We start from the raw sequence: 7,913 nt of genomic DNA on the forward strand, positions 1-7,913 counted from the left end.
ATGGCCGCGCGAGGTGTGTCATGCGTCCGATCTGGGTGCAGATCAGGCATCAAAGTGAAGCGCCGGTCGACGGATGGGATTGTCACGCGCGACCCATGCGTGCAACGGGTCACCGAAGAGGGGCGATTTCGGGGATGCCGGGGCGATTTCCTGCGCGACGCCATCCGCGGCCCAAAAAATTGAAGATTCAGATATGGCGATAATCCAGAACGCGAGACTATCCGTTGCGCCCATGATGGACTGGACCGACCGTCATTGCCGGTACTTCCATCGGCTGCTGTCGGGGCGCGCGCTTCTTTATACAGAGATGGTCACAGCGCCGGCGCTCGTGCGTGGCGGGGCGCTGCGGCTTCTGGACCACGACCCGGCCGAGCATCCGGTCGCGCTCCAGTTGGGCGGGTCTGACCCCGGCGAACTGGCGCAGGCCGCGCGCATGGGCGCGGATGCGGGGTATGACGAGATCAACCTGAACGTGGGCTGCCCTTCGGACCGGGTGCAGTCCGGCTGCTTCGGGGCCGTGTTGATGAAGGATCCTGCGCTGGTTGCGGCATGCTTCGCGGCCATGGCCGAGATCAGCCCCGTCGAGGTCACCGTGAAATGCCGCATCGGCGTGGATGACCAGACACCCGCCGACACCTTGCCCGCGTTTCTGGACATCCTGCGTGCGGCAGGGCTGCGGCGGATCATCATCCACGCGCGCATGGCCTGGCTCGACGGGCTCAGCCCGAAAGAGAACCGTGATATCCCGCCGCTCGACTACGGCCTCGTCCACGCGATGAAGCGGGAATTTCCCGGTCTGCACATTTCTGTAAATGGGGGGATCGCGTCGCTGGACGCGGCGCGCGACCATCTGGCCGAAGGCATGGACGGGGTGATGATCGGGCGCGCGGCCTATCACAACCCGGCCGACATCCTGGCGACGGCGGACCGCGACATCTGGGGGGCGGATCGCGTGGCCGACCCGGTGGCGGTGGCCGAGGCGATGATCCCCTATGTCGATGCCCATGTCGCCGCAGGCGGGCGGGCGCACAATGTCACGCGGCACATGCTGGGGCTGTTCGCCGGGCGGCCCGGCGCGCGTGGCTGGCGGCGGCACCTGTCACAGGCCGCGGTGCAGGCCGGTGCGGACGGGCGCGTCATCGCCGATGCGCTTGCCCATGTCACCGGCGTGCAGAGCGCGGCGGAATAGGGCCTCGGCGCGCACCCGCCGGTGCGTCGCGGCAGCAATTGGACGGCAACAGCGCGACTGTGGCCGGAGCCACCGGTCCAAATGCACGCTAGGGCAAGCGCCCCCACGCGGACCCGTCTCAGCCTTCGCGGGACAGCCGTCCGGCGCGACCGCCGCGCCGTATGCGGGGGGCTGCGACGCGATGGGGCAAGGCCTCCATCACTGCGCGACGGGCCTCTGGCGACATGGCGCCCCAGCCCGCGATCTCGTCCATGCTGCGCGCGCAGCCGGTGCAGAGCCGCGTGTCCGGATGGATCACGCAGATATTGATGCAGGGGCTTTCGATCGCATCGCGGGTCCAGACCGGAGTGGTCATGCATGCCTCATGTGGTTCAGGCGGTCGAGCGCGCCCTGAAGGATATACCCCGCCGCCACGTGGTCGATCCGTTCGGCCCGCTTGGCGCGGGACGTATCGGCCTCCAGCAGCGCGCGTTCCGCCGCGACGGTGGACAGCCGCTCATCCCAGAAGGTGATGGGCAGGTCAATCACCGCGACGAGGTTCCGGGCGAAGGCGCGGGTGGACTGGCAGCGCGGACCCTCCGACCCGTCCATGTTGCGCGGCAGGCCGATCACGATCCCGGCGATCTCGCGCGCCGCCACAAGTGCGGCCAGCGCCGCGGCATCGGCTGCGAACTTGCCCCGCTTGATGGTCTGCAAGGGCGTGGCCACGCCGCGAAGTCGGTCGGACACGGCGACACCTATGGTCTTGGTGCCGAAATCCAGCCCCGCAAGTGCCCGGCCCACAGGAAGCGCGGCGGCGAAGGCGGCCATGTCGTCCGTGATCCGCGGATCACTCGCCAAGGCCGACACCCCGTGCGGCTTCCGAAATCTGCGCAAGCCCTTCGGGATCGTCGGCGAAGACGTCGCGCGCCTCGGCATAGATCGCGCTCGCGCTGTCGGTATCGCCCAGCACCCCCAGCGCCCCGATCAGCCGCGCCCATTCGCCCGCCGTACCGCCCTGGTTGGCCAGCCGGTCGGACAGGTTCGCCACCATGCCGCGGATCATGTCCATGCGGTCTTCCGGCGACATGTCCTGCGCGGCGGCGACATCGGCGGCCGACGGCCCGGCGAGCGGTTCACCCTCGGGCGGCAACTGGTAGCGGCGCCCGGCGCGGGCGGCGACCTCTTCGATCTGGGCGCGGATCGCGGGCACCCATGGCGCGCCGGGGGCCGCGCGTTCGAGCATCTCGCGCCAGATATCGAAGGCGATGTCGGGGCGGCCGTTCTGCGACTGCATCAGACCCACGTAGTAGCGCGCGGGCCCGTTCTGGGGATCGCGGGACAGGGCCTGCCCCAGCACCGCCTCCGCCTCTGGCGAGACATATCCGCCCGCGGCCAGCACCATCATGTCGGCAAGATCGGCATAGTGATCGGCGGTCGCCCGCGCGCCAAGCACGTCGATCAGCCGGCGCTGCGCGTCATAGGCGGCGGTGAAATTTCCCAGCGCCGCTTCGTTGCGCGCCAGCAGTGCAAGACCGCGCGGATCGTCGGGCCGCGACGCGACCGTGGCGCGCAGCCTGTCCACAAGTTCGACATATTCGGGAGCGGGTTGCGGTGCTTCGGGGCGGAACGCGGCCGCCTGTTCCTCGGCCTCTGCCTGCCGGGGGCGTTCCGCGCGCCGTTCCGCCGAAGCGGCAAGCCGTTCCTGCAGCGGCAGATCGCCATATCCCGGCGCGCCCTGCATAGTGTACAGCCCGACGCTGCCGCCGAGCAGCACCAGCGCGACGCCACCCGCCATCGCAAGGTTCACACGCCGCGGCGCATCGCCCTGCGCATCCGTGCCCCGGCTGCGGTCGGCATCGAGGATGCGCCGCGCGATCTCCGTCCGGGTACGTTCCGCCGCTTCGGCGTCGAGGATCCCGCGCGCCACGTCACGGTCCACCGCGGCAAGCTGTTCGCGGTACACGGCGATGTCGTACTCGGCGCGGGCTTGCTGCGCGCGGTGCCGTTGCAGAAGCGCGAGGGCAAGCAGCGCGGACACCGCCGCCGCCAAGCCGATGATGAGAAGCCAGAACACCATGACGGGGACATACTCAATCCGGCGCGGGTGAAAAAGGCCGCATCGCATCACGAGACCGGCATGCGTCGAACCGTCCTGCACCCGGCACGCCGTGGGCCCGTTCCGACCGCCAGCGCCGCGGGTCCGCGGCAAATCGGACACGCCCGGGGTTGACGTTCCCCCACCCCGACCCTTTTGTGTGAGGCAACCAACCACTGACACAGGGGGCCAAAATGGCATTCGAACTTCCCGACCTTCCCTATGCGCATGACGCACTGGCCGGTCACGGCATGTCCCGGGAAACGCTGGAGTTTCACCACGACATCCACCACAAGGCCTATGTCGACAACGGCAACAAGCTGATCGACGGCACCGAGTGGGCCGGCAAGTCGGTGGAGGACATCATCACCGGCACCTATGACCCGAACGCGGTCGCGCAGTCGGGCATCTTCAACAACGCGTCCCAGCACTGGAACCACGTGCAGTTCTGGGAAATGATGGGTCCCGGCACCGGCGGCATGCCGGGCGAGCTGGAAAAGGCCATCACCGAAAGCTTCGGCTCGGTGGACGAGTTCAAGTCGCAGTTCGCCGCGGCGGGCGCGGGTCAGTTCGGCTCGGGCTGGTGCTGGCTCGTCAAGGACAAGGACGGCAGCCTGAAGGTCACCAAGACCGAGAACGGCGTGAACCCGCTGTGCTTCGGGCAGACCGCGTTGCTGGGCTGCGACGTGTGGGAACATTCCTACTACATCGATTTCCGCAACAAGCGCCCGGCCTATCTCCAGAACTTCCTCGACAATCTGGTGAACTGGGAAAACGTCGCCTCGCGCATGTAAGGGCCTTTGGCGGGCGCGGGGGTGACCCCTTGCGCCCGCCCGCCAAACCGGTATCGACAGCGCCGGAAACAAGGCGGCGATGTCGGACCTCATCCTCTCTCTCGAAGGCACGCCGCAGGGCGGGCAACTGGCGCTGGCGCTTGCGGTTCTGGCGGCATTCCTGCACGCGGTCTTCGGCGCGATCCAGAAGGGACGCCACGATCCGTGGCTGTCGCGCGGGGCCATCGATGCCAGTTACGGGCTGATGGCCGCACCCGTGGCGCTGTTCGTGGTGCCGTGGCCCGAACCGCACATGTGGGCGATCTTCGTTGGCATGTGGGCGATCCACGCGGGCTACAAGCTGTTGCAGGCGATGGCCTATACCCGCGGCGCCTACACGGTCGTCTATCCGGTGGTGCGCGGCACCAGCCCCGTCTTCACCGTCTTCGGCGCGTGGCTGATTTTCGGCGAGGTCTTTGCCCCCCTGCAATGGGTCGGTCTGGCGGTTCTCGTGGCGGGAATCCTCGGGCTTGCGGTCTATAACCTGCGTCATGTCACCGTCGCGCGCGACACGCTTGTCGCCGCGCTCTGGCTGGCGCTCGGGACCGGTTTCTTCGTGGCGCTCTACACCACCTATGACGCCTGGGGCATCCGCGCGACCGCGGACCCGTTCACCTTCCTCGCGTGGTTCTTCTTTCTCGACGCGCTGCTGATGCCGCCCATCGCGGTCTGGCGCTATCGCCGGATGGAGGATGCCCCGCCGCTCGTCCCGCTGGCGGTGCGCGGGGTTCTGGGCGGTGTCGTGGCGCTGTTTTCCTTCGGGTCGATCATGCTTGCCACGCGGCTGGACAGCGTGGGGGAGGCCGCAGTGCTGCGCGAAACGTCCCCCGTCTTCGCCGCGCTGATCGGCTGGCTGGTTCTGGGCGATCCCATGGGCCCGCGCCGCTGGGCGCTCATGATCCTGATCGCGCTGGGGGCCATCATCGTGGAATTCGGTCGCTAGGGCGTGTCGCGTTGACTTGCATTCACGCAGCCCACCCTAACCTCTTGATATCGCATGTTCGAGAAGCGCAAGACCGGTACCCACTTTTGCTCGACATGCTCTAGCCCAAGACCGCGAGCCATGCCCAGGCCGTGACGACGGTCGCCGCCGTGCCGCCCAGCACCGCCGACGCAGCCACGCGCCGCGCGCTGCCGTACATGTCGGCGAAGACATAGGCGTTCACCCCCGGCGCCATCGCGCCCGTCACCACCGCCGCGCGCAGCGCCTCCTGCGACAGGCCGAGCCCGGCGCCCATCCCGTAGGCAATCGCCGGGTGCACGATCAGCGACAGCAGCATGACGAAGCCGATGGTGCGCAGGTCGCCCTCCGGTCGATACCGCACGAGAATGCCGCCCAGCCCGAACAGCGCCGCGGGCAGCGCCGCGCGCACCATGAGCGCCACGGCATCGGTCAGCGCGGTGGGCAGTGTCACGCCCGACAGGTTCACCGCGATCCCCAGCGCGATCCCGATGATGAGCGCGTTGCTGGCCATGGCCTTCAGGATCGATCCGACCGTAGCGAACAGCGACTTGCCGCTGCTGCGCGCGATCTCCATCGCGGTGATCCCGGTCAGGTAGCAGACCGGCGAATGGATCGCGATGATGGCGAAGTTCGACGCCAGCGATGCCGCGCCATAGGCGCGTTCCGCGATGGGCAGGCCCAGCAGGACCGAGTTCGAGAACAGCGCGCAGAACCCGATGGCGACCGAGTCCGTCCATGGCCGCCCGAAGAGGTGGCGCGCGCCCAGCAGCCCCAGCGCAAAGCAGCTCAGCGCCCCGGCGTAGAAGCTGAGAAGCAGCCGCCATTCGAACACCGCCGCAAGATCGAGCTGCGACATGGCGCTGAACAGCAGGCAGGGGATCGCGAATTTCTGCGTGAACTTCATCAGCCCGTCCACGCCCGCGTCGCTGAACAACCCGCGGAGGACGGCCACGTATCCAGCCCCGATGACCAGGAAGACCGGCAGGACGACCTCGATCAGCGCGCCCAACGGATCAGGCCGGGAAGGTCAGCACCAGCCCGTCATGGGCCGGTACGATGTGATCCGGCGTTTCCGCCGCGACGGTCGCGTAGTCGAGATCGACATGCATGTTGGTCAGCACCGCGCGGCGCGGCGCCGCTTGTGCGATCCAGTCGAGCGTGCGGTCCAGATGCGCATGGGTCGGGTGCGGCTTGCGCCGAAGCGCGTCGACGATCCAGCAATCTAGCCCTTGCAGCGCGTTCCACGCGGCGGGATAGATCTCGGACACGTCGGGCAGATAGGCGACGTCGCCGATGCGAAACCCCAGCGCGTCGATGCTGCCATGGGCCACCCGCAGCGGGCGGAAGGTCAGCGCGCCGCCCGCGCCCGCCACGGTGATGTCCGCGTCGTTCTCGATCGGGTGCAGGTTCAGGATCGGCGGATAATCCGATCCCTCCGGCGCCTCGAACGCGTAGCCGAAACGCGACCGCAGGTCCCGTTCGGTCGCGGCATCGGCCCAGACATCCAGCCGCCGGCGGGTGTTGAAGAAGATCATCCGCAGATCGTCCAGCCCGTGGACATGATCGGCATGCGAATGGGTATAGATCACCGCGTCCAGCACGCCGACGCCCGCATCCAGCAGTTGCGCGCGTAGGTCGGGCGAGGTGTCGATCAGCACGCGGGTGATCCCCGCGCCGTCGATGCGCTCCACCAGCAGCGAACAGCGGCGGCGGCTGTTGCGCGGCTCGTCCGGGTCACAATCGCCCCAGAGATTGCCCAGACGCGGCACGCCACCGGACGACCCGCAGCCGAGGATTGTCAGGCGCAACTCGGCCATCAGGCGGCGGCCCTTGTGAAGAGCCGGTCGAAATTGGCGCTTGTCCGCGCGGCGAACTCAGCGTCGCTTATGCCGAACAGCTCCGCCCCGACGGCGGCCGTGTGTATGACATGGCCTGGTTCGTTGCGCCGTCCGCGAAACGGCGGGGGCGCCAGATAGGGCGCGTCTGTTTCCACGAGGATGCGGTCCACCGGGGCGGCGGCGAAGATGTCGCGCAGATCGCCGCTCCGCGGGAAGGCGGCAATGCCGGACATGGACAGGTAGAACCCCAGATCGAGTGCCGCGCGCGCCAGCCCCGGTCCGCTGGAAAAGCAGTGCATCACGCAGGCATAGGCGCCGCCTGTCCGGTATTCGTCGGTCAGGATGCGGGCCATGTCGTCGTCGGCGTCGCGGGCATGGATGATGAGCGGCAAGCCGGCTTCGCGCGCGGCGTCGATATGCACACGCAGGCTCGTCTGCTGCGCCGCCGCGCTTTCGGCGGTGTAGTGATAATCGAGCCCGGATTCGCCGATCCCCACGAATTTCGGATGGGCGGCAAGGGCGGTCAGTTGATCCACCGTCGCCATGGGCTCGCTGGCCACGCTCATCGGGTGGGTGCCCGCTGCATAGAAAACGCCCTCATGCGCCTCGGCGATGGCGCGCACCTGCGGCTCCGCGCGCAGTTTCGTGCAGATCGTGACCATCCGCGTGACCCCGGCTGCGCGGGCGCGGGCGATGATCGCGTCGCGGTCGGCATCGAAATCGGGGAAATCCAGATGGCAGTGGCTGTCCACCAGCGCCGGGGGGGCTGTCACGGGGTCGGTCATGCGGGGCGCGTGTTCTGTCCTTCGGCGGCGCAATCCGCCGCCACGGTCTCGAGTGTCAGGACCATATCGAGGATGAGCGCGTGCGGGTCAAGGTTCACCGCCAGACCCTGCCGGACCCGGCCGGTCAGCGTTCCCTGCGCTTCGGCCCAGCGTCGCCCCGCGGCGGGCGAGGGCGCGAGTTGCGGCGGCACGGGCGGCGCGCTGGCCTGCCCCGTGGCGCCCTGCCG

At 68.5% G+C, this 7,913-nt stretch carries 9 protein-coding genes and 1 pseudogene; 3 read left to right on the forward strand and 7 right to left on the reverse strand.

Annotation, left to right across the window (positions count from 1 at the left end; genetic code table 11):
* The first annotated feature begins 193 nt into the window (after positions 1-193).
* Positions 194-1,189 (forward strand): tRNA dihydrouridine(20/20a) synthase DusA, encoded by a 996-nt coding sequence (gene dusA / locus DDE13_RS15050; protein ID WP_111405111.1) that lies wholly within the window; start codon positions 194-196, stop codon positions 1,187-1,189.
* Positions 1,190-1,307: 118 nt separating this feature from the next.
* Here the strand turns inward: dusA and DDE13_RS15055 are convergent, their stop codons facing one another.
* The 3 genes from DDE13_RS15055 to ccmI are packed head-to-tail and all read right to left on the reverse strand — an operon-like array spanning position 1,308 to position 3,248.
* On the reverse strand, positions 1,308-1,544 hold the full coding sequence (locus DDE13_RS15055) for a DUF1289 domain-containing protein (RefSeq protein WP_111405112.1): 237 nt from the start codon (positions 1,542-1,544) through the stop codon (positions 1,308-1,310).
* Positions 1,541-1,999, reverse strand: coding sequence for a Holliday junction resolvase RuvX (gene ruvX, locus DDE13_RS15060; RefSeq protein ID WP_111405120.1), 459 nt, complete (start codon positions 1,997-1,999; stop codon positions 1,541-1,543). The genes DDE13_RS15055 and ruvX overlap by 4 nt, the downstream gene beginning before the upstream one ends.
* Positions 2,000-2,018: 19 nt before the next feature.
* Entirely contained in the window at positions 2,019-3,248 is a 1,230-nt protein-coding gene (gene ccmI / locus DDE13_RS15065) for a c-type cytochrome biogenesis protein CcmI (protein WP_111405121.1), read from the reverse strand.
* Between the two features lie 212 nt (positions 3,249-3,460).
* Here ccmI and DDE13_RS15070 point away from each other — a divergent pair, with 212 nt between their 5' ends.
* Entirely contained in the window at positions 3,461-4,060 is a 600-nt protein-coding gene (locus DDE13_RS15070) for a superoxide dismutase (RefSeq protein ID WP_111405113.1), read from the forward strand.
* A 79-nt stretch (positions 4,061-4,139) separates the two neighbouring features.
* Complete coding sequence (locus DDE13_RS15075) at positions 4,140-5,042, forward strand: DMT family transporter (protein ID WP_111405114.1); 903 nt, start codon at positions 4,140-4,142, stop codon at positions 5,040-5,042.
* Positions 5,043-5,142: 100 nt separating this feature from the next.
* On the opposite strand, the gene DDE13_RS15080 is transcribed toward DDE13_RS15075, so the two are convergent.
* The 4 genes and pseudogenes from DDE13_RS15080 to DDE13_RS15095 form a co-directional block, all read right to left on the reverse strand.
* Positions 5,143-6,072 (reverse strand): AEC family transporter, encoded by a 930-nt coding sequence (locus tag DDE13_RS15080; protein ID WP_111405115.1) that lies wholly within the window; start codon positions 6,070-6,072, stop codon positions 5,143-5,145.
* A 4-nt stretch (positions 6,073-6,076) separates the two neighbouring features.
* The gene (locus DDE13_RS15085) at positions 6,077-6,880 is read right to left on the reverse strand and encodes an MBL fold metallo-hydrolase (protein ID WP_111405116.1); all 804 of its coding nucleotides are present in this window, start codon (positions 6,878-6,880) and stop codon (positions 6,077-6,079) included.
* Positions 6,880-7,686: a TatD family hydrolase gene (locus DDE13_RS15090; RefSeq protein ID WP_111405117.1), complete on the reverse strand. Its 807-nt coding sequence runs from the start codon at positions 7,684-7,686 to the stop codon at positions 6,880-6,882. The genes DDE13_RS15085 and DDE13_RS15090 overlap by 1 nt, the downstream gene beginning before the upstream one ends.
* A pseudogene (locus DDE13_RS15095) lies at positions 7,683-7,913 on the reverse strand (hypothetical protein); the annotation flags it as partial. The gene DDE13_RS15090 and the pseudogene DDE13_RS15095, both read right to left, overlap by 4 nt.

Source organism: Meridianimarinicoccus zhengii, from assembly GCF_003254465.1.
Classification (GTDB): Bacteria; Pseudomonadota; Alphaproteobacteria; order Rhodobacterales; family Rhodobacteraceae; genus Meridianimarinicoccus; species Meridianimarinicoccus zhengii.